The sequence below is a fragment of the Pseudomonas sp. 14P5.3.2 genome (assembly GCF_057799175.1).
Map to the genome: position 1 here is coordinate 59,071 of NZ_JBYOKU010000024.1, position 21,836 is coordinate 80,906.

The window sequence follows — 21,836 nt, forward strand, 5'->3', positions numbered from 1 at the left end:
ACCATGACTCAGCGCAACCTGGCTGAACTGCTGGAAAAACGTCGTACCGCGTTGGTGGAGTACTGCATCGGTCACGTCGCCAAGAGCAAATACGCCTTCGTGAAAACGCCGCAAGACCTGTTCGAGTTGTTGCGCCTGGACCCACTCGACAACTATCCGGTGCAAAGCTCATGGGTGGCCGAGGCGACCAGTTGCGCCCAGCAATTCATCCATGCCGCCTACCGCAAGCTCGAGCCAGGCTACGCCGAGGTCGACTTCGAAAAGGAGCATCTGAAACTCTGGGAGCTGTACAGCAATTTCCCCGACTGGGCGGCGTTGTCGATGATTGCGGTGTACCCGGAAAACTACATCAATCCGTTTGTCCGGCAACGCAAGAGCGGGCTGTTCAAAACCCTCGAGAATGACCTGAACCAGACGCGCCTCAACGGCGACTCGGTGCAACGTGCCCTGCAGAATTATCTCAAGACGTTCGAGCAAACCTGCAACCTCGACGTGATCAGTGCGTGTCTGGACACCGACTCGGCCACGCGCGCGACCTACTATTTTATTGGCCGTCAGCGGGTGCAGCCGTTCCAGTATTTCTGGCGCAAGGCTGACATCGAACTGACGTCCAGTGGCACTGCGATCAATCCGGCCGCCTGGGGTGAATGGCAACCAGTGGATATTCCGGTGGCCGGCAAGGTGCTGGATCTGCGGCCGGTGTTCTGGGGCGGGCGGTTGTGCGTGGTGTGGGCGCATTGGCGTGAGCGGGAAGAAGCGCAGGACGTGCCGTACAAGCTGGATATCAATCTGGCGTTCATGAATCAGAGCGGCGAATGGTCGGCGCCTCTGAGTCTGAAAAGCACCATTGAGGCCAATGACCTCGGCGAGGACACACGACTGATTGCGACCACGCTGGCGGATGCGCAGCACCCCAAGGGGCGTCTGGGGGTGTTGTTGATCAACGGCACCGGGGTGCTCAAGGTCCATGCGACACGCGATGTGCTGTTTCGCCCGCTGCCCGAGGACGACGGCAGCTGGCTCGATCACCTGGCGGAACACCGTTTCACCGATCAGTTGATCGTCCAGCATCCGCTGACCTCGAAGAGTCAGCCGACGGTGACGGTACAGAGTCAGGACGACAAAGCACTGACGGCTTACTACGCCTTGCAGGTGGTGTTCAACGAGGTGGGAAACCAGGATTTTCTGTGGATCAGGGGCCTGTGCCGAGAGAAGACGCGAGCCGCTGGCAGCGACGTAGAGTTCAAGCTGACGTTCCACAATGGCGCGAGTGGGGATCCCGAAGAGATTACAGTCAAAAAGTCCACCTCTGGCGGCTGGGCCACTGACTGGATGACGCTAAAGCGTTCGACCGGAGGCTTTGTCTCGTCATTCGCTTTCACCCTGAGTAACGCTGACGAAGGCACCAAGAAATTCACCGTGGACTTCACCAACCTGCGCCGTTTCACCGCGCCGACACTGGTAAAAAATTCGCTGGATGCGGCGCAGTTCATCGCCTTCAGACAAGAAGGCATGCTGCAACTCGCGCGTCTGAATTCCCTGTTCGGCCCGGCACTGGTCGAGCGCAGCCAGATATCCGTGGATGCCGTGCTCGAGTGGGACAGCCAGTTTCTCGTGGAGCCGCCACCGGCCGACGGTACGATCAGCGAGCCCAACGGGGCATTCGACGGCGCCAACGGTCTGTTCTTCTGGGAGCTGTTCTTCCATCTGCCGCATCTGGTGGCGACGCGCTTGCGGGCCGAGGATCGTTTTCTCGAAGCACAGAACTGGCTGCATCACCTGTTCGATCCCCAGGCAAGGGCCAACACGAGCGAGCCGCAGAGACCCGACTACTGGCGCTGCCGCCCGTTGGTCGCGGCGGGGAATGCCGGCTGCGAGGCCGTGAGGTTGACCGATCCGGATGCCATCGCCTACGCCAGCCCGCGGCACTATCAGATTCTGGTGTTCAGCGAGTACGTGAAAAACCTCGTCGCCTGGGGTGACTGGTATTACCGGCAACTCACCCGTGATGCGCTGGTGGCAGCCAAGCTGTGTTACGTGCAGGCCGAATTCCTCATGGGCAAGGCACCGTCTGCAACGGTCGTCACCCGTTGGGAGACGCAAAGCGTGGAAGCGTTGCTGGCAAAGAGCGCAACGCGTCCGGCACTGGAAAAGTTCGAGCAGGAGCTGGTGTTTTCTCTGGCCGATGTGCCACCGGCCGCCGATGCCCCGCCGCTGATGGGGCTGCTGGCGAACGAACCGTTCAAGTGTCCGATCAACGAGCAGTTGCTGGAGCTGTTCGACTTGCCAGTCCAGCGCCTGAACAACTTGCGTAACAACCTGACCCTGGACGGCAAACCGCTGGATGTGCCGCTGTTCAGTCCGCCGACCGATCCCGATCAATTGCTCCGTGACCTGGCCAGCGGCGGCGGTGCCCCACGCCCGATGGGCGGCCGTCTGGTGGTCGGCGCGTTTCGCTGGCGCGTCACCTATGAAGCGGCGTTGCGCGCGGTGCAGACCTTGCAGGAATACGGCAATCAGGTCTTGCGCCTGATCGAACAACGCGACCGCGCCGAACTGGAAGAGATTCAGCAGGAATATCTGGGCGAACTGGAGGCGTACGCCCGCACGGTTCAGGAGCAGTCGCTCGAGCAGCAGCAGGCCCAGGTGACGGCGCTGAGCCAGAGTCGCAGCATGGCGCAGGAGCGCGCCGACCGGTTCCAGGCCTGGTTCGATGAGCACATTACCGACACCGAATATGAGGTCATGGAAAAACTGCAATCGGCCAAATGGCTGAATTTCGGCACGATGGCGATCAATAGTGGTGGTGCGGCGCTGGCCGTCGGGCCGTGCATATTCGGCGTCGCCTCCGGCGGCATGCGCTTCGACGCGATCGCCAATGCGCTGGTCTTCGGCCTGCAGATCAACGCCACGGCCATGCAGATAGACGCCGAAAAACAGGCACTGATCGAGAGCTATCGCCTGCGCCGCCGGGAATGGGAACTGCAGCGCGATCAGGCACGAGCGGAAGTGCGAGCCATCGATGAACAGCTCAACGCGCAGACGTTCGCGCTGGGCGCCGCCAGGGCCAGTCTCGAACAGACCCTGCGCCGCAACAGCCAAGCCCAGTCTCTGTACAACTTCCTGAAAAAACGCGCCAGCAACGCCGAGCTGTTCGGCTGGCTGCTGGGCCAGCTCAAGGCGTTGCACTATCAGGCCTACGATGCGGTGGTCAGCCTGTGCCTGAGTGCTCGCGCGGCACTGAGCGCGGAAACCGGTGAATATGAGGTCGGCGATCCGTTGCCGCGGGTCTGGCAGGACAATCGCCATGGGCTGACGGCCGGCGAGCATCTGCGCGAGTACCTGCTGCGCATGGATCGCCAGTACCTGCAAAGCCATGAGCGGCGTCTGGAACGGGTCAAGACGGTGTCGCTGCGTCGCCTGTTCGATGACGCCAGCGATCCGCAGGCCGGGTTTGCTGACTGGGCTCAGGCGCTGGCCGACTTGATCGACAAGGGCACGCTGGAGTTCCAGCTGACGCAGTTGCTGTTCGACCGCGACCATCCGGGGGAATACTGCCGGCTGCTCAATCTGCTCGAAGTCGATATGGCGGTGCTGGTCGGGCCGTATGAGGATATCCAGGCCACCTTGTTGCAGATCGGCAGCATGACCGCGACCAAGGCTTCGGCAGCGTCGGTGGCGTATCTGCATCAGCCCACGGGCAAGGTCGCTCCGGCCGATGTGCAGTTCAATCTGCGCAGCGGCCAGCAGATCGGCCTGTCGGTGGGCCTGGCCGACAACGGCATGACAGCGATCAGACCGGACGAAGGTCTGCTCAACCCCTTCGAGAACACCGGAGCGGTGTCGCGCTGGCAGTTGAACTTTCCGTGGCCGAAAAACCAGCCGCAGGCGTCGATGCTCAACTCGGTCACTGACATCATCGTGCGCGTGCGTTATACGGCGAAAGCCGGCGAGCCGACTTTCACCCTGGCGGTCAAGGATCTGGTCACCCGGACCATGGCTTCGCGTCAGCCACGTAACGGCAAAGGAGCAGGCAATCATGGTTGATCGGGACATCGAGGCCAATCAAAGCCTGATACTCAACGGTGACTTCAACGAAGGTTTCAGTAGCTGGACAAAGGGCGGCAACACGGCGGAGGTGGTGATCGCGGGGGAGCTTTACGACGGCACGATGATCAAGTTCCTTGCCGCCGCCAATCGGGGCACGGCTGCGCAGGAGGTCACCTTGCCTGTCGAGCAAGGCTCCGGCGCCCGTTATGTGTTGAGTTTCCTGTGTGAAACGCGCCACGCCAATCCGGGCACGCTGAGCATCACTACGCTGGAGGGCACGCCACTGGCTGAAATTCCCCTGCCGCCGGGCAACCCGGAGCGACTGGCTCGTATCGACAGCGGACAGCCTCTGGACTTCGTGCCAGTCAGTTACAACATTCCGCTCGATCTGCCGCTGCCGCGCCAGCAGAAGATTCGCGTTACCGTGATCTCGCCGGTGAACGAAAACCCTGAGGAGTATTACCGTAAGGTCTGCATCACCCGCATTCATCTGGGGATACACCTGGCACCGTTGGAGCTGCACAGATTTGTGCTGGATCGTGAGCACCTGTCAGCGAACGCGCCGTTGTATCTGTGCCTGGGCGCCGACGGCAGCTTCCAGCATCAGTTCGAATGCGTGCCCGCGCCCGACAGCCCGTGGCAGTACACCCCGGTCGCCCTGACCAGCGACGACAATCCGCAAGGCGCCGTGCGCGCAACACCGGACTGGGGCGTCGCGCAGCCACTCGAATCGTTGTGGACGCTGTATTGCCCGCTGCTCGAAGGTCAGGAGCCCTTTGTGTTCACGGCCAGTCTGGTCAACCAGTACAGCGCCGAACCGTACCCGATCGAGGTTTCGCTGGGGCATCACCGCCTGGTGTTCAGCGATGTGCTGGAGGCCGCGTATTACCCGGTGCTGGAACTCGCGCAATCGGTGCGCCTCGGGGTTCGGGTGGCCTCGTTTTACACCGGCCAGTATCTGGCCGGGCGCACCGTGACCTGGACGAGCGAAGGGCAGGAGATTGTCGGGACGGCATCCACCGATGCCGAGGGCTGGGCGTACCTCGATTATCGGCCCAAAGCCGCAGGCACGTTCGCCATCGAGGCGTCGGTGGCCAGTCCCTACTATGCCGCCGGGGTTGAAACCACGAACCTGGAGGTCCAGGTCCTGGCGACCGATCCATGGGCAGACCTGCTGGCAGTGGTCGAGGACAATGCCTTGCCCTGGGCGCAGAAGACCGGTTATCCCAACCGGGGTTCGACGTATCCATTGAAAGTGCGGGTGCCGCCGGTGTTGCGCGCGACGACGCTGGCGCTGCATTGGCAAGGTACTTCTGCCGGACAGTTGGGCGTGCAGGTGCAGCCGCAGCTGGAACAACCGGTGGCGGTCGGCGCAACGGACTTGAACTGGGTCCTGACCTGCGACGATCGGCTCGATGGTCGCTTCGAGTTGCAACTGCGCTGTTCGAAACTGCTGTTGCCCTCGGACTGGAAGCCGATGTCGCTGGCGCGCAATGTGGTGCGCATCGGCGCCGTGCAGGAGGCGAATAAATTTCCGGTGGTGGATGAGGACGAAAGCGTCCTGCTGCGGGTGCAAGTGGTGCATGTGCTGACCACCGGCGATGGTGATCCGGTCAACCATGCGCTGGTGGACTGGGACACGCCCGAGGGCACGATCTCGACGGTGAGTGGCAGTGGCGGCTGGGCCAGCGTGCTCTATCAGCCGAGCCGAGCCGGTGAGCACGTGGTGACCGCCCGTGTGCGTGCGCATGCCGAGGCTGTCGTGACGCAGCGAGCGTTCGCAGTGAGGGCACTGGCGAGCAATCCGTGGAAGCGCGAGGTGCGGATTCTGTTCGACGACGTCGAGGTGGATCTGGTCGAGTTGGGGCTGCTGTGCTGGAAGGGCACAGCGCACACCTTGAAACTTGTGCCGAACCCCGGCAGTCCGCTCATCATGCATTCCATCACCCTGGACTGGCGGGGCGAGGATCCGCACATCGGGCTGTCGGTCAGCGACCTCGGCGTTCCCAGAATCCTGACCGACGCAGGCCTTGAGTGGACGTTCAGTTCACAGCAGGGCAGCAGTCTCAGCAGCCTGTTCGCGTTGCAGTTGTCGGTGAATTACATTTCGGTACCACGGGAATTGTTCGGACGCCTGATTGCCACTGATCTGGCGCAAGAACTGTCGGTGATGCTCGATCAGGTACCCGGCACGCCGGGCGAGTCGATGTTCTATCCGTGTCTTGGCGCGCGGCACACTCTCAGGTTCCTGCCCAATCCGTTGAGTCCGTTGGTGGGACTTGAGGCCTTTCTGGAGTGGCAGGGCACGCCACCCGCAGACCTGAATGCCGTTGTCGAGCCGGCGCTTGAGCTGGCGCAGACCCTCGCCGATGGCGGCACCGGGTGGACGCTGGATTTCGCCGCCAGTGCCGCTGCGGGGCAATTTTCACTGCAGCTGCGCCTGCCTGGATTGGCCCGGGCAACGCCAGTGAATGCAATGCAGCTGGATCACAATAAAGTGAGGATTGAAGGCTGGCGCGAAACCCCGGTCGATCCGGTGATCAATCAGGATGCCGCCTGGCAATGGGTGCAAGTGGTGTCAGCGTTTACCGGCGAGCCAGTGACAGGCGTCGCGGTGCGCTGGCATGCCGCCAATGCAGATCAGGTCGTCGATACCGATGCGTTCGGCTGGTCGGGTTTTGCCCTGGCACCCACCTCAGCAGGTCAGCATCAGGTCGTAGCACAGTTGCTCAGCCGTTTCGATAATTACCAGGAGCAGCGCGAACTCAGGGTCACGGCGCTGGCAAGTGATCCCTGGCAAGGTGTCAGCGTGCGCTTCGATGGCCATCTCGAGCAGACCTGGGGCGCGCGCACCTACTTCCCGCGGCGTTCGGGCAATCACGTGCTCGAGTTGTTGATCAAGGAGGACAGTCCGCTGTTGCAGCAGGAGCTGACGCTGGGGCTGACCGGCACCGGGCCTGCGCAACTGGGGCTGACATTCGAGCCCGCACTGGGTGTCCCCCGTCAGCCATCGGCACTTGGTTTTCGCTACACGCTGCGATGCGCCGACCTCATGGATGGAGGGTTCGCCCTGCGCCTGAGCGCCGCGCGTCTGGCCAGCCTGTCACCGGCCAATGCGATGTCGCTGGGCACCGGCGAGCAAGTGCTCAAACTGCTCGCCGGCAGCACCGTTCAGCAAGTGCTGGAGTGGGGGCAGACACTCGTCGAAGAGGTCCGGGTCGTCTCATCCATCACCGGTCAAGGCATCGCCGGCGTCGTGGTGACCTGGCGCAATACAGAGCTGGGAACGTTGACCAGTCTGACTGACTTTTACGGCATGGCGAGGGTGCAGTTCAAACCGCAGATTCCAGGTGCCTCCATGCTGACGGCAACGGTGGGGGATGCGTTGCATTCAGAGTCGATTGCCTTGGCGTATACGCTCGAGGAACCGCGGAAAATCAGTGAGCTCATCATGCTGGAATCTGCGGTTTATCCCGGTGCGCAAGTGCTCGCCCAAGCGACGATTGTCTCGGCGATTGGAGGGCAGCCGCTCAGCGGCGTTGAGGTCATGTGGACGTTTGCGGAGGTTGCCCTTCCTTCGACAGTCACCGATGCCGCAGGCCGGGCGATCGTACGGTTCAATCTTGATACCTCCGGCATCCGGGCCTTGGCCGCGACAGTGCGGGGCGGCGAGGGCGGGTGGGACTACGCGCTGCTGGCGCTGGCTGTTGAAAACGGCCCGATCATCCAAAGGTTTTCGGCTGATCGCACAGTGGTCTATCCCCGGCAACAGTTTTCAGCGCAGGTCACGGTGGTCAGATCTGACGATGGGCGCGGTTGGGGCGGGCTCGGCGTCGTTTGGGATTTTGCCGGTGGCCGGAAGTCTTCCGTCACAGGGCCTGATGGCGGATCCACCGCCAGTAACTTCCTGGCGAATGAGCCAGGCGTCTTCCCGCTGACAAGTTCCATTGTCGATTACCCCTACTCGAGATCAATCGATATCGAGGTGGTCGGGCCGGATTCGGCGCGCATCAGCGACATGAAAAAATTAAGCGCGGGCGTTTTCCAGGTGCTTATTACCGATGGACGCCAAGTGCCATTGGCACGCAAAACAGTGTTCTGGCGTCTGGACAACTCGCAACTCGGGTCGACGATCACGGGCGAGGATGGCAGAACCACCATCGACATTCAGTTCCAGACGGGCACCAGGGTGTACGCGGGCATTGAAATAGGAATGAGCAGTCAACTGTACGAATTCGCGCTGGATTTCTGAGGACTCATGGTTTGATCAGATAACGCCGGCACGCTTCCAGCTCAGATAGCGGTTCACCAGCCCCGTGCTCAACTCGCCGGGGCGCACATCCAGTACCTGCACGCCGTGAGCGGCCAGGCGCTCATGCAGTTCGGCCCGGGCATTGAGGTAGTCCACGGTGCCGCAGTAGGCCAGGGCTTCGGGCAGCGTCTGAACCGGGGAATTGCGCACGCGGTCGAGGGTTTCCTCGCGCAGACTGACCACCAGCACTTGATGCTGCTGGCCCAGACGTTTGACGCTGGCGAGCAGATCTTCGTCGTCCTCGTCACGCAGGTTGGTCAGCAGAATGATCAGCGCCCGGCGCTTCTGGCGGGCCAACAGATGATGGGTCGCCGTTGAATAGTCAGCAGGACGCTGACTGCTGTCGAGATCGTAGACGGCATTGAGCAGGACCTTGAGCTGACTGGAACCCTTGATCGGCGCCAGATAACGCGGTTGATCGACGGCGAACGTGCACAACCCCACCGCATCGCCCTGGCGCAGTGCCACGTGGCTGAGCAGCAGGCAAGCGTTGAGCGCATGGTCGAAATGCGCCAGCTCGTCATCCTGGCTGCGCATGCGTCGGCCGCAGTCGAGCAGGAACATGATCTGCTGGTCGCGCTCGTCTTCGTACTCGCGCGCAATCGGCGTGCGCTGGCGGGCGGTGGCTTTCCAGTCGATCTGGCGCAGGCTGTCGCCTTCGCGGAATTCACGCAGCTGATGAAACTCCTGGCCCTGGCCACGACGCTGGCGTTGACGTACGCCGAGCTGGCTCAGCCAGTTATCCACCGCCAGCAATTGCCCGCCGTAGAGCTTTGCAAAGTCCGGGTAGACGCGGATATCACTGCTCACTTCCAGCAGGCGTTGGCCTGTCCACAAGCCAAAGGGACTGGGCAGGCTGATTTCGCAATGCCCGAAGGTGAAGTGACCGCGCTTGAACGGACGCAAGCGGTAGCCGACCTCGCTGAATTGTCCGGGTTGCAGCTCGACCGGGAGCGGCAGGTTTTCAAAACTCAGACCCTGTGGCACGTGGTCGAACATCTTCAGCGCGACCGGCTCAGTGAAATCGTGACTGACCTGCAGCCGTACTTCACTCCAGCGACCCAGTGCCAGATTGCCGGGCATCTGGCGTTTGATCCGCGGCGAGGGCAAGCGCCTGAGGCGTAACGCATCGATGATCGCCAGCACCAGCAGAGCCAGGAGCAAACCCCAGTTGATCGCCGAAAGGCTGGCGGGGGTCGGGATGTCGAGCGCCTGCACGGTGCCCAGCAGCGTGCCGCCGGCCAGCAGAACAGCGAGCCAGATCAGCAGCAGGCGTGACGGTTTCACAGGCGCGGCGCCGGCACTTGGTCGAGCAATTGCTGCAGCACCTGATCGACCGGCAGACCTTCGATGTCCAGTTCCGGCGCCACCCGCACGCGATGGCGCAGCACTGCGAGCGCGCAGCCCTTGATGTCATCGGGAATCACGAACTCGCCGCCGCGCAGCAACGCCCGGGCGCGGGCGCAACGCACCAGCGCAATCGAGGCACGCGGCCCGGCACCGAGTGTGAGGCCTGGCCAGGAGCGGGTGCTGCGCGCCAGGCGCACCGCGTAATCCAGCACTTGATCGTCGATCGGCAAGTCGCTGGCGATGCGTTGCAGGGCCTGCACGTCCTTGGCCTGCAACACGGTGCGCAGCGGCTGCACGTCGAGCATGTCGGCACGGGTCGAGCGGCTGACCTGGCGCACCATGTTCAGCTCTTGCTCGGCCTCCGGGTAATCCATGCGCACCTTGAGCATGAAGCGGTCGAGCTCGGCTTCCGGCAATGGATAAGTGCCTTCCTGTTCGATCGGGTTCTGGGTGGCGAGCACCATGAACGGCTGGGCGATCGGCAGCGCCCGGCCTTCGAGGGTGACCTGGCGCTCCTGCATCGCTTCGAGCAACGCCGCCTGGGTTTTCGCCGGGGCGCGGTTGATCTCGTCGGCCAGCAGCAGGTTGGTGAACAGCGGCCCTTTGCGCAGCTTGAACTGCTCGGTGTGCAGGTCGTACACCGCGTGGCCGGTGACGTCGCTGGGCATCAGGTCCGGGGTGAACTGGATGCGCGCGAACTCGCCGCCGAAACAACGCGCCAGCGCCCGCACCAGCAAGGTCTTGCCCAGCCCCGGAACGCCCTCAAGCAGCACGTGGCCGCCGGCGATCAACGCGGTCAGCACATCGTCGATCACGCTGTTCTGGCCGATCAGGGCCTTCTGCAATTCGTCGCGCACCGCTTGCGCCAACTGGCTGGCACGCTGGCGTTGCTGGGCGGCGTGGCTGGCGCTGCCGGGCTCGATCTGTTCACTCATAGCGTGTTCCTCAAGGTTTGCAGGTGGGCCACCTGGCGACTGAAATCAGCGCTGCTCATGCGCTGTTTCGACACCGGGCTCAGGGCCTGGCTGATGGCGCGGGTCGGCTGACGGGTCAGGCGCGACAGCACCAGCCACTGCTCGGCCACGTTCAATTGGTCGAAACCGGGATACCGGCGGCGGGCGCGGCGCAGCACGTCCTGTTGCAGGGCTTGCAACAGCGTGTGCTGACCGTTGTGGCGCAGGATGAAATCGGCACTGGCGCGCAGGTGTTCCTGCAACTGGCGACGGCCACGCTGAGCGGGTGCCTGCAAAGGCCCGTGGCGCACACCGAGGTGCCACAGGGCCAGACCGATCAGCGCCAGCAGGGCGACGATGGCTTGCGGGAAGTAACGCCAGAGCAAGCTCGGCAGCCCCTCGTGTAGCGTGTTGAAAATCAGCGTGACGTCGGTGTCGGCGCTCAGGTACCAGAGCAGCCAGGCGTTGTCGTGTTTGCTGATGGCCGGGGTCTTCCACAGCTCGGCATCGGTGACCACGGTGACCGAGCCGAGACCGTACGCCAACTGCATCATGTGCGTGGCCTTGGCGCTGTTGGCCCAGGCCTGGGAGAGATTCTTCGGGTCTTCCAGATGGAACGCGGTGTCGAAACCGGCGTAGGCCGGCGCGTCCTCGTCTTCCAGATAGAGTTTGGTCAGGTTCGGGTACGGATCATCGGCCAGTTCCGCCGGCGGCTCCTTGAGATCCTTGCTCAGGGACTGGTGCAACTGCACCCGGTCCAGCAACAGGTCAGCGCTTTGTCTGGCCTGCTCATCCCACAGGGCTTCGGCGACGAACACCAGTCGCCCACCGGCGCGGGCCCAGTTCAATACCTGATCGACCTGCCGCGGGGTCATGCGCGAACGTTCGCCGAACAACAGCAGGGTGTGCCGACGCGGATCGATGTCGGGCAGCACCGCCAGCGTTTCGGCGTGGCTGACGTTGAGGCCGCGCTCGCGCAAAAACATTTCTGCCGCCAGATAAGGATTGGCCTGCGCCTGGGGCGAGGGGCCGTGATCGATCACTTCCTGATAGGGCCGCGCCTTGAGGTACAGATAAACGCTCAACGCCGCGAGCAGGGCGACCATCAGCCCGCCGAGCAGCCACGCGTTGCGCCGGTTCAAGCGCGCGCTCCCTGCTCGAACAAGGCGCGCCAGCCGTCACACAGTTCCTGTTGCAGATGTGCCGCCGGCACGCGGTGCCCGTAGGCCATGTTCTGCCAGTGCAGCGTCAGGGTGCGACTGAACGCCAGCAGTTCCGGGCGCTGCAATTGCTCGACCCGCAGCAGCATCTGATGCTCGGTGTCGGCAGGTTTCAAGGTCAGGGCAAAATCCTGGAGCAGACGGCTGAGCAAGCCGCGATAGAGCAGGCCCAGCGCCGCGCGCGGCTGGGTCTGCCAGAGTTGTTCGGCGCTGGCGGCGATGTCGTCGGGCAAGGATTGCGGGGTCAGGTCCAGACCAAATGCTTGTTGCGGCGCAGGTGGCCTGACGCGGGTGGGCAACTTCGCCCGGCGACTGACGAAGGTGCGCAGAAACTCGCGATAGCGCCAGATCAGCCAGCCGACGGCCGTGAGCAACGCGCCCCACAGCAGCACCTCGATCAACACCGCCAAGGCATTGAAGCGTTGACCGTCGAGCCAGCCGAGCAGGGTTTTCAGCCATTGCGGTGGCTCGCCGGGTTTGCCCTCGGCCGGGGTGGCCGGGTCGTCGCCAAAGCGGTAGCGGGTCACGCTTTCCTTGTTCTTGAATGGCGGTTGTTCGAGCAGCGCCTTGATGCTGTCGTGCGCAGCCTGACTGGTCAGCGGTTGGTGCAGCAGGCGTGGCGCCTCCGGGGCGTTGGCCGGGGCATCCGCCCACACCGGTGGCACCGCCGGCAGCCACAGACAGACCGCCAGCAGCAGACCCAGAGCGCTGCTGTTCAAACGCTGGCGCAAACGACGGAATACCAACTCGATGTCCCACGCTTCCAGTGCGGTGCGCCGGTTCAGATACAGACTGAAACCGCAGGCGACATAAATCGGTTCCCAGACCACCAGCACCAACGCGTAGAAGGCGTTGGTCAGGTGTTCCAGCCAACGCCAATGGTGATCGGCGTCGAGGATCAGCGATTGCCAGTCCCAGTCGGTTTCAATCTGCTGTGGCAGCAGCATGTAGAACAGCACCATCAGGCCGATCCACAGCGCGGTCTCCAGATGCATGCCGATGATCGTCAGCCACTGCGCGGCGCCGGCATTGCGTTGCAGCAACACCTGCAAGCGTTGCTGGCGGGCGGTGCCGTCGAGGCCTTCGAGTTGCACCACCGGCAGCAGAAAACTTCGACTCAGGCTCAGGCGGCGCCAGGTCAGGCTGGCCAGCAGTTGTGGTTTGAGCTGCCGCGGAAATTCGCGCAGGGCCTGTTTCAGAGTGGGTGTTTCGCCGAACAGGGCCTTGGACAGGATGTACAGCGGCAGGCGTTCGTACGCCGGTTTCAGCCACCAGAAAATCAACACCGCCAGCGACGGCGAATCCCACAGCAGCAGACTGAGCACGACGAACAGCGGCAGGGTGACGATGGCCCAACTGGTCATCAGCAGACGACGATGCTGCTGGCTCATGAGCACGCCCAGGTCCATGGCTTCCCAGGTGCTGCGCGGGCGGATCGCTACAGTGGCATCACTCAGGCGCATGGCGGGTCCTTCCGGCGAACAGCAGATAGGCCGCCACGGCGATCCACAACGCGGCACCGACCGCATATTTGATCGGCGGTGTGACCCCGGTCCGCGACGACCAGTACGCTTCGATGAACGCCGCGATCAGCAGGAACAGCATGACCCCGCACACCAGCAGCACGCTTGTGCGCGCGGCGGTTTTCAGTGCTTCACCGCGCGTCAGGCGTCCGGGCGCGATCAACGCCCAGCCGAGTTTCAGGCCGGCGGCACCCGCCAGGGCAATGGCGCTCAGCTCGAAAGCCCCGTGGCCGATCACGAACGACCAGAACGTCTGCCCGAAACCGATTTCAGTCAGATGCCCGGCCACCGCACCGATGATCAAGCCGTTATAGAGCAGGAAAAACGCGCTGCCCACGCCCAGCAGCAAACCGCTGGCGAAGGTCTGGAAGGCGATGCCGATGTTGTGCATCACGTAGTAGCCGAACATCACCCAGTCTTCACTGGCCGCGCGTTCGGCCGAACGCCCGAGGTGCCCGGCCACCGGGTCGTACATGCTCTGCATCTCGCGCACCTGTTCGGCGGGGATCAGGTTGTAGACCAGTTCGGGAAAGGCATACACCAGCAAGGCAAAACCGATCAGGCTGCCGAAAAACACCAGGCCGGCGGCCAGCACAAAGGGCCATTCGGCGCGCACCAGCCGGGGGAAGTCAGCGAGGATGAAACCCAGCAGGTTGGCGCCGAAGCGGCTGCGGTGCCGGTAAAGCTGCTGATGGCCGCGCAACACCAGTTGTTGCAGCGAGTCGGTCAGAAAACTGCTGTAGCCGCGCTCCTGTGCCAGCGCCAGATGCTGGCAGAGGCGTCGATAAGCCTTGGGGAAAGTGGCCACTTGCGAGGTGTCCTTGCCATGTTCGAGGCGTTCGAGCGCCAGCGTGAAGCGCTCCCATTCGGCCTTGTGGCGAGTTTCGAAAAGACTCTGCTTCATGTCGGCCCCAACAAGCCGCGGGCGATACCGTTGAGTTCGCTGACCGCTTTGGGCGCCGAGATGTGCAGCGGCTGGGCGAGCAGCGCGGCCAGCTCGTTGACCCGCGCTGGCGACAGTTCGCCCTGGCGTTCGGCGAAGGCGAGCAGGGCGCGTTGTTCGCTGAGGGTGAGCGGGACGGGCGAGCGACGCGGCTGGGCGTCGGGCAGTTGCGGGCGTGCGAGTGGGCGTTCGCTGTAGACCACCAGGGTGCCGGCGGCGATGTCGCCCAGGCGTTTGAAGGTCGGGTGCTGCAGGCAACTGATCGCCCCGAGGAAGTAACCGAACGGCAGCAGGTCGACAAAACGCAACAGGTTGCGCAGCAGCGAGGCCGACCAGCCGATCGGTGTGCCGTCATCGTGGATCACCCGCAGGCCCATCCATTGCTTGCCCGGCGAACGGCCCTGACGCAGCACTTCGAACAGCACCATGTACCACCAACTGACGGCAAACAGCAGCAGCGAACCCAGGCCCATGCCGAGCTGACCGAGAAATGCCAGCAGCAGGAACAGCACGCCGAGGATGGCTCCGCGAATGCCCAGGTCGATGCCGAAGGCGAGGCTGCGCACCATCAGGCCGGCCGGGCGCAACGGCAGGTCGATGCCCTCCGGGGTTTCCACTTGATAGCGGCTATCGAGTGGCGGGTTCAGCGGTGCTTTCCGTGGCGCTGCTGTGTTCTCGAGCATGGGCTACCTGATGGGGCCGGATCGGGAGGCGAGGTCTGTCCGATGCTAGCAGCCTCTTGGGGGAAAACGACATCACTATGTATTGCACATCGTGTGGTGCGCGCGGGTTGAATGACACAGCGCTGGCCGCGATGCGGGTTCAACGCCTAGACTTTGCCGATCTTCAGTTCAGGAACCGCCCGTGACTTCAATCTTCTGGTACGACTACGAAACCACCGGCATCAATCCGCGCAACGACCGCCCGCTGCAGGTCGCCGGGATTCGCACCGACCACGACCTCAATGAAATCGACGAACCGGTCAACCTCTACTGCCAGCCCAGCGAAGACATCCTGCCGCACCCGGCGGCCTGCGCGATCACCGGCATTACCCCGGGGCAACTCGCCGAGCACGGTCTGAGCGAAGCCGATTTCATGACCCGTGTGCATGCACAACTGGCGGCGCCCGGCACTTGCGGCGCGGGTTACAACACCTTGCGTTTCGACGACGAGATGACCCGCTACAGCCTGTACCGCAACTTCTTCGACCCGTATGCCCGCGAGTGGCAGGGCGGCAACAGTCGCTGGGACCTGATCGATGTGGTGCGCGCCGCGTATGCGTTGCGCCCGGATGGCCTGGTCTGGCCGACCGATGACGAAGGCAAGGTCACCCTCAAGCTCGAACGTCTGACGGCCGCCAACCATATCGACCATGGGCATGCGCACGAAGCGCTGTCGGACGTGCGCGCCACCATCGCGCTGGCGCGGTTGATCCGCGAGAAACAGCCGAAGTTGTATGACTGGCTGTTTCAACTGCGCAGCAAGCAGAAGGTCATGGATCAGATTCGTCTGTTGCAACCGCTGGTGCATATCTCCGGACGCTTTTCGGCGGCGCGGCACTATGTCGGTGTGGTGCTGCCATTGGCCTGGCATCCGCGCAATCGCAATGCGCTGATCGTCTGTGACCTGCACCTTGATCCGCAAGGCTTGCTGGATCTGGACGCCGAAACCCTGCGCCAGCGACTGTACACCCGCCGCGACGACCTCGCCGAAGGTGAACTGCCGGTGCCGCTGAAACTGATTCACATCAATCGCTGCCCGGTGGTGGCGCCGTTGTCGGTGTTGCGCGCCGACGATCAGCAGCGCCTGGGCCTGGACATGGCGCTGTATCAGGCACGTGCGCTGCGGCTAAGTGACGCACAACAAGTTTGGAAAGATAAAGTCGCGGCGATTTACGCCAGCGAAGACTTCACGCCGAGCGAAGATCCGGAACAGCAGTTGTACGATGGATTTATCGGTGATCGTGACCGGCGTCTATGTGAGCAAGTGAGGACGGCGGATCCGGCACAATTAGCGCAAGAACACTGGCCGTTCGATGATGAACGTCTGCCGGAATTACTCTTTCGATATCGCGCACGCAACTTTCCCGATACGTTGAATTCCGAGGAGCAAGAACGCTGGAGAATATTCTGTCAGCAGCGTTTGTCCGAGCCGCAAATGGGCGCGCCTAATACCCTGCAATCTTTTGCCGAGGCCGCGCAGCAATGGGCGCTTAGTGCTACGCCGATACAGAATCAAGTGCTCAATGAGTGGCAGAATTATGTCGAGGCATTGCGCAAACGTTTGAATCTTTGAAATCGAACATAGTGTGCCCATGAAATGCCGGGCATAAAAAAACGCCAGCGTATGCTGGCGTTTTTCATGGGCCGCAGAATCAGTCTGCGGCAGGCGTTGCGGCTTAGCCCAGCAGGGTAGCCCAGCCTTCAACCACGTCACCGCCCCACTTGGCTTTCCACTCTTTCAGAGTCTTGTGGTTGCCACCTTTGGTTTCGATGACTTCACCGTTGTGCGGGTTTTTGTATTGTTTAACTTTGCGCGCGCGCTTGGTGCCGGTAGTTTTTACTGCGGCGCCACGGGTACCTTTGGTTTTCGATTCCGGATCCAGCAGGGCGATGATGTCGCGCAGGGACTTGGAGTATTCGCCCATCAGGGTGCGCAGTTTGCCTTCGAATTCCAGCTCGGCTTGCAGTTTGTCGTCTTGCGACAGGTTCTTCAAACGGGCTTGCAGCTCTTTGATTGCTTCTTCGGTGGCGCGATATTCGTTGATCAAGGACATGGTAACTACCTTATGCGGATGTGTTGAATGGCAGGGGACAGTGCCGCAATAATAGTCAGGCTGTTTCATCAAGTAAACATTTAACCGGATTTTTTATTTGAATTAGTTACGTGAAATAACCGGTAAATTGAATGGTCATTTAAATAATGTGATGCATTCATCACGATTATTCACAATTATCTGCTCGAACAGCGTCACGGCAGTGCCATCACATTGGCGCGCCGGACGATCGGACGCCTTGAGTCGCGCCGTCTCCGGGGAATCGGTCATCAATACTGCAGTTTCCGCGCACAGTCGCTAGAATGGCCGCCTTTGCGAAGTTCTGGAGTTTTTCCCCCATGCGCACCTTTCGGTTGGTGATTTCCTGCCCTGACCGCGTTGGCATCGTTGCCAAAGTCAGTAACTTTCTGGCATCCCACAACGGTTGGATCACCGAAGCGAGCCACCACTCGGATAATCAGAACGGCTGGTTCTTCATGCGTCACGAGATCCGCGCCGATTCGCTGCCGTTCGGTATTGAAGTACTGCGCGAGAAGTTTGCGCCGATCGCCGAAGAGTTCTCGATGGACTGGCGCATTACCGATACCGAACAGAAGAAACGCGTAGTGCTGATGGCCAGCCGCGAATCCCACTGCCTGGCCGACTTGCTGCACCGCTGGCACAGCGACGAGCTCGATTGCGAAATCTCCTGCGTGATTTCCAACCACAATGACCTGCGCAGCATGGTCGAGTGGCACGGCATTCCTTATTACCATGTCCCGGTCAATCCGCAGGACAAGGAGCCGGCCTTCGCCGAGGTGTCGCGTCTGGTCAAGCAGCACGACGCCGAAGTGGTGGTGCTGGCGCGTTACATGCAGATCCTGCCGCCGGCGCTGTGCCGCGAATACGCACACAAGGTGATCAACATTCACCACAGCTTCCTGCCGTCGTTCGTCGGTGCCAAGCCGTACCATCAGGCGTCGCTGCGCGGCGTGAAGCTGATCGGCGCGACTTGCCACTACGTGACCGAAGAGCTGGATGCCGGCCCGATCATCGAGCAGGACGTGGTACGCGTCAGCCACAGCGACAGCATCGAAGACATGGTGCGTTTCGGCCGTGACGTCGAGAAGATGGTGTTGGCCCGTGGTCTGCGCTATCACCTCGAAGACCGCGTGCTGGTGCACGGCAACAAGACCGTGGTGTTCTGATCGGTCTGAAAGTCTGCGGTTGAAAAATCAAGGGTCTGGGCGTTCAATCGCCCAGACCCTTTTTCATTTCATCCCTGAGGAACTGCCCATGAGCGATCCACTGGACAAAGCCACTTCCAAAGCGCCGGCCACCGTGGGTGAGGGGTGTTTGAGCAGGTATGATCCCGAAGACATGACGCCGGAGGACGGGACAGAGTTTCCCGGGGCTGCCGAGTTATGGGAGCAAATGAAAGAACAGCTGGACGAACCTAAGAAGCCTGTCTGACCTTCATCAATTTCTTGAGCAACGGTCGTCCCAGCATCAGCACAAACACCGGGCCACCCACCAGCAGATAGAAATAGAACGTCACTACCCGCCAGATCAGGATTGCCGCCGCCGCTGTGGATTTGCCGACCATGGGCGCCAGCAGTGCCGCCGAGGTCAATTCCGCCGCGCCTGCGCCACCCGGCAACAGCGTGAACTGGCCCGCACCCAGCGACAGCAGCTGCACCAGAAAGCTCCAGGCCCACTGCAAGTCCGCACCCAGCCCGCGCAGCGCCAGATACAGCACGCTGTAACGCAGCAGCCAATGCACGCACGTCAACGCAAACACTTTGCTCAAGGTCTGCCACGGCAATTTCAGGGTATCGGTGAACGCTGCAAGAAAGTGCAAGAGCTTGCGCGCCCAGCGTCGGCGAGTGCTGTGTTCGACGTTCATGCGGGCCAACAGGCGCCCGCTCAGGCGAATCAGCGCGCGATGATAGCGCGCCAACAGTGCACAACCGATCAGGCCGCCGAATAACGACACGGCACTGACCATCAGCAGCCATTCCATACGATCGCTCAGGTGCTGGAACAGCGCGTAGATCAGAATCGCGCTCAAGGCGCAGAGAAAGAACAGCAGATCGCTCAACTGATCCATCGCAAACACCGCGCTGCCCCGCGCCGGGCGCACGCCGCAACGGGCCAGCAGGGCCATGATGGTCAGCGGGCCGCCGCTGCCACCGGGGGTGGCGCAATAGGCAAACTCGGCGGCCATCACCACCCCGAGACTCTTCAGCGGTGAGACGCGATCACGTTGATCGCCCAGTAACAGCCGCAAGCGCAGGGTGTTGATACCCCAGCAGAGCAGGATCATGCCGAACAGCACCAGCAGCCATGGCAGCGGAAAGCTTTGCAGGCGCGACCAGATTTCATTGCCACCGAGCAGCAGCGGAATCAGCAGCGCCGCGAGCAGGCCGATCAACAACAGAATGCCGCGGCTCATGCGGCGTGCCCGAGTTGCCCGCGCTGTTGCGCCAGCCAGTCAATCTTGGTCATCGGCACGCGTCCTTCGGCGAGCAGGCGTTTGAGGGTTTGCAGCCAGTAGTTTCGCGAGTAACGGTAGCGCATATCCACCGGGTGCAGGCCGAGGCGAATCACCGGGGCCTGACGCCAGCGCTGCTCGCGTTGGTCGCTGAGGACTTTCGACAGGCCACGACGCCAGGCACTGCGGGCGCTCCACACCAGACCGGGAGCATCGATCGAGGTGAAATCCGGCAGGCAATAAAGATGCTGCGGATCGCTGGTGTAGTGCAACGGCAACTCGCGCAAGGCCTGGCGCGTACCCTCGCTCATCAGCCAGGCCGGGGCGACGAAACCGTGTAACGGCCAGTCGTAGCGCTGGAACAACTCGATACCGGCACGCAGTCGCGCAAGCGCGGCTTCGCGGGACAGGTGATAGAACTCGCCTTCGTGGGTGTAGATCCGGCGCATGAACCAGTCGCGGGGCGTGGTCGGTGCCGGCTCGCGGTCGTCATGGTAAAAACCGTGCAAGGCCAGTTCATCGCCACGGGCCACCCGCTCGCCGAGCCTGCGACAGAACGCCGGATGCGCTTCAAGAGCATCGCGCCCATGGAAATTCGGTACCACCAGCCAGGTCATCGGCACGCCGCCCAGCGCATCGACGGCTTCGACGAATGGCTGATAATCCGCCCACGTCGACGGTGCTACGTCGTGCAGCACCAGCAATACGGCGCGGCGGTTCAGGGGATCAGCCATTGGCCACCCGAGGCCAGGAATGGCCGAGGACCGCGTGATAATGACCGAGCAGGCTGTCGACCACACTGTCCCAGGAATAATGCCTTTCGACGTGTTGCCGCGCCTGCTGGCCGAGTTTCACGCAGCCGCGACTGAACAATTCGCGCACGGCATTGGCCATGGCTTGTGGGTTGTTCGGTGCGCACAGCAAGCCGCAGTCCTGGTTGACGATTTCCTCGAACGCCCCGGCCGCCACTGCGACCACCGGAATCCCGCAGGCCATGGCTTCGAGGATCACCAGACCGAAGGTTTCCTGATCGCCGGCATGCAGCAGGGCGTCGGCGCTGGCCATTAATCGCGCCACGGTGGCGGCCGGGCAGAACCCGTCGATCACGCTGACATTGTCCGGGACCACGGCGGGCATCGATGAGCCGACCAGCAACAGGTGATAGCGCGGGCCGAGGCGTCGCATGCATTTGAGCAGCACCGGCAGGTTCTTCTCTTTGGAGCCGCGCCCGGCAAAGATCAGCAGACGGGTGTCTTCGGCAATCCCCAGTTCGGCGCGCAGACCGTTGTCGCGGGCGTCGGGGTGAAAGGTTTGCAGATCCACCCCCAGTGGCTGCACAAAGACATTGCGCACCCCCAGCCCGGTGAGTTTGTCGGCCATGACCTGGCTCGGCGCCAGCACCCGGTCGAAATTGCCGTAGAGTTTGGTGACATACGCCTCGACATTCGGCGTGACCCAATGGCCCATGCGGTTGCTGACCAACAGCGGCAGATCCGAGTGATAAAAGCCGATCACCGGCACATCCAGTTGGCGCCGTGCATCCAGCGCTGCCCAGGCAGTCAGGTACGGGTCGCCGACTTCGATCAGATCGGGCTGCAAATCCTGCAGGACATTGCGCCACGGCGCCAGACGCAGCGGGAAGCGATAGCCTTTGCCAAACGGCAGTGCAGGCGCGGGCACCGTGTAGACGCCATCGTGTTCACTAAAGTGCGCGCCGGGGATCAGCAGGCTGTGGCGAATGCCCGGTTTGACGCCCAGCCGACGATGCTTGGCGTCCAGATAGGTGCGTACGCCGCCGCTGGCCGGGGCGTAGAACATGGTGATGTCGGCGATGTGCACAATGACGAACCCTCCGCTGTGTTGCTCTCCCTTGGTTGACCTTTATCCAGAATAGATGTTCGGTCGGGATTGCGCGGGGGGAGTGTCAGGGAGGGGTTGTGGTGTTTGACAGGACGCCTTCGCGAGCAAGCTCGCTCCCACGGGGATCTGCAAACGACACAGATCCAATGTGGGAGAACAGGGTGTTGTAGGTGATATGCGCGGGGGGAGTGTCAGGGAGGGGTTGTGGTGTTTGACAGGACGCCTTCGCGAGCAAGCTCGCTCCCACGGGGATCTGCAAACGACACAGATCCAATGTGGGAGAACAGGGTGTTGTAGGTGATATGCGCGGGGGGAGTGTCAGGGAGGGGTTGTGGTGTTTGACAGGACGCCTTCGCGAGCAGGCTCGCTCCCACAG

General features: G+C 62.2%; 15 protein-coding genes. 5 read left to right on the forward strand and 10 right to left on the reverse strand.

Features of this window, described 5'->3' with window-relative positions; translation table 11 throughout:
* Window positions 1–3 precede the first annotated feature (3 nt).
* Complete coding sequence (locus AC27VU_RS19195) at window positions 4–4,047, forward strand: Tc toxin subunit A-related protein (protein WP_488724673.1); 4,044 nt, start codon at window positions 4–6, stop codon at window positions 4,045–4,047.
* A complete protein-coding gene (locus tag AC27VU_RS19200; protein WP_488724674.1) occupies window positions 4,040–8,302 on the forward strand; it encodes a carbohydrate binding domain-containing protein in 4,263 nt (1,420 codons plus the stop codon). The genes AC27VU_RS19195 and AC27VU_RS19200 overlap by 8 nt, the downstream gene beginning before the upstream one ends.
* A gap of 15 nt (window positions 8,303–8,317) precedes the next feature.
* On the opposite strand, the gene AC27VU_RS19205 is transcribed toward AC27VU_RS19200, so the two are convergent.
* Genes AC27VU_RS19205 through AC27VU_RS19230 form a run of 6 tightly spaced genes read right to left on the reverse strand, consistent with a single transcriptional unit; the run spans window position 8,318 to window position 15,034 of the window.
* Window positions 8,318–9,649 carry a DUF58 domain-containing protein gene (locus AC27VU_RS19205; RefSeq protein WP_488724675.1) on the reverse strand — a complete coding sequence of 444 codons (1,332 nt, stop codon included), beginning with the start codon at window positions 9,647–9,649 and terminating at the stop codon, window positions 8,318–8,320.
* Window positions 9,646–10,647: an AAA family ATPase gene (locus AC27VU_RS19210; RefSeq protein ID WP_488724676.1), complete on the reverse strand. Its 1,002-nt coding sequence runs from the start codon at window positions 10,645–10,647 to the stop codon at window positions 9,646–9,648. Before AC27VU_RS19210 ends, AC27VU_RS19205 begins: the two co-directional genes overlap by 4 nt.
* Window positions 10,644–11,807: a DUF4350 domain-containing protein gene (locus AC27VU_RS19215; RefSeq protein WP_488724677.1), complete on the reverse strand. Its 1,164-nt coding sequence runs from the start codon at window positions 11,805–11,807 to the stop codon at window positions 10,644–10,646. Before AC27VU_RS19215 ends, AC27VU_RS19210 begins: the two co-directional genes overlap by 4 nt.
* Window positions 11,804–13,348, reverse strand: coding sequence for a DUF4129 domain-containing protein (locus AC27VU_RS19220; RefSeq protein WP_488724678.1), 1,545 nt, complete (start codon window positions 13,346–13,348; stop codon window positions 11,804–11,806). Before AC27VU_RS19220 ends, AC27VU_RS19215 begins: the two co-directional genes overlap by 4 nt.
* Window positions 13,335–14,312, reverse strand: coding sequence for a stage II sporulation protein M (locus tag AC27VU_RS19225; protein WP_400497837.1), 978 nt, complete (start codon window positions 14,310–14,312; stop codon window positions 13,335–13,337). The genes AC27VU_RS19220 and AC27VU_RS19225 overlap by 14 nt, the downstream gene beginning before the upstream one ends.
* A complete protein-coding gene (locus tag AC27VU_RS19230; RefSeq protein WP_103486330.1) occupies window positions 14,309–15,034 on the reverse strand; it encodes an RDD family protein in 726 nt (241 codons plus the stop codon). Before AC27VU_RS19230 ends, AC27VU_RS19225 begins: the two co-directional genes overlap by 4 nt.
* Before the next feature lie 181 nt (window positions 15,035–15,215).
* Here AC27VU_RS19230 and sbcB point away from each other — a divergent pair, with 181 nt between their 5' ends.
* A complete protein-coding gene (gene sbcB / locus AC27VU_RS19235) occupies window positions 15,216–16,646 on the forward strand; it encodes an exodeoxyribonuclease I (protein ID WP_103521043.1) in 1,431 nt (476 codons plus the stop codon).
* 103 nt (window positions 16,647–16,749) lie between these two features.
* On the opposite strand, the gene mvaT is transcribed toward sbcB, so the two are convergent.
* Window positions 16,750–17,127, reverse strand: a complete 378-nt coding sequence (gene mvaT, locus AC27VU_RS19240) for a histone-like nucleoid-structuring protein MvaT (RefSeq protein ID WP_003227581.1) — start codon at window positions 17,125–17,127, stop codon at window positions 16,750–16,752.
* Window positions 17,128–17,465: 338 nt separating this feature from the next.
* On the opposite strand from mvaT, the gene purU reads away from it, so the two are divergent.
* Together purU and AC27VU_RS19250 are read left to right on the forward strand one after the other, a co-directional pair.
* Complete coding sequence (gene purU, locus AC27VU_RS19245) at window positions 17,466–18,314, forward strand: formyltetrahydrofolate deformylase (RefSeq protein ID WP_003227580.1); 849 nt, start codon at window positions 17,466–17,468, stop codon at window positions 18,312–18,314.
* 88 nt (window positions 18,315–18,402) lie between these two features.
* A complete protein-coding gene (locus AC27VU_RS19250; RefSeq protein WP_177434683.1) occupies window positions 18,403–18,579 on the forward strand; it encodes a hypothetical protein in 177 nt (58 codons plus the stop codon).
* Here AC27VU_RS19250 and gpgF read toward each other — a convergent pair.
* From gpgF to gpgS, 3 genes are read right to left on the reverse strand one after another with little or no spacing between them, the layout of a single operon-like run.
* Window positions 18,563–19,561 (reverse strand): glucosaminyl phosphatidylglycerol flippase, encoded by a 999-nt coding sequence (gene gpgF, locus AC27VU_RS19255; protein WP_488724679.1) that lies wholly within the window; start codon window positions 19,559–19,561, stop codon window positions 18,563–18,565. The two genes, AC27VU_RS19250 and gpgF, sit on opposite strands and share 17 nt — an antisense overlap.
* Window positions 19,558–20,334 carry an N-acetylglucosaminyl phosphatidylglycerol deacetylase gene (gpgD, locus tag AC27VU_RS19260; protein WP_262143638.1) on the reverse strand — a complete coding sequence of 259 codons (777 nt, stop codon included), beginning with the start codon at window positions 20,332–20,334 and terminating at the stop codon, window positions 19,558–19,560. Before gpgD ends, gpgF begins: the two co-directional genes overlap by 4 nt.
* Window positions 20,327–21,439, reverse strand: a complete 1,113-nt coding sequence (gene gpgS / locus AC27VU_RS19265) for an N-acetylglucosaminyl phosphatidylglycerol synthase (RefSeq protein ID WP_488724680.1) — start codon at window positions 21,437–21,439, stop codon at window positions 20,327–20,329. Before gpgS ends, gpgD begins: the two co-directional genes overlap by 8 nt.
* Window positions 21,440–21,836 lie beyond the last annotated feature (397 nt).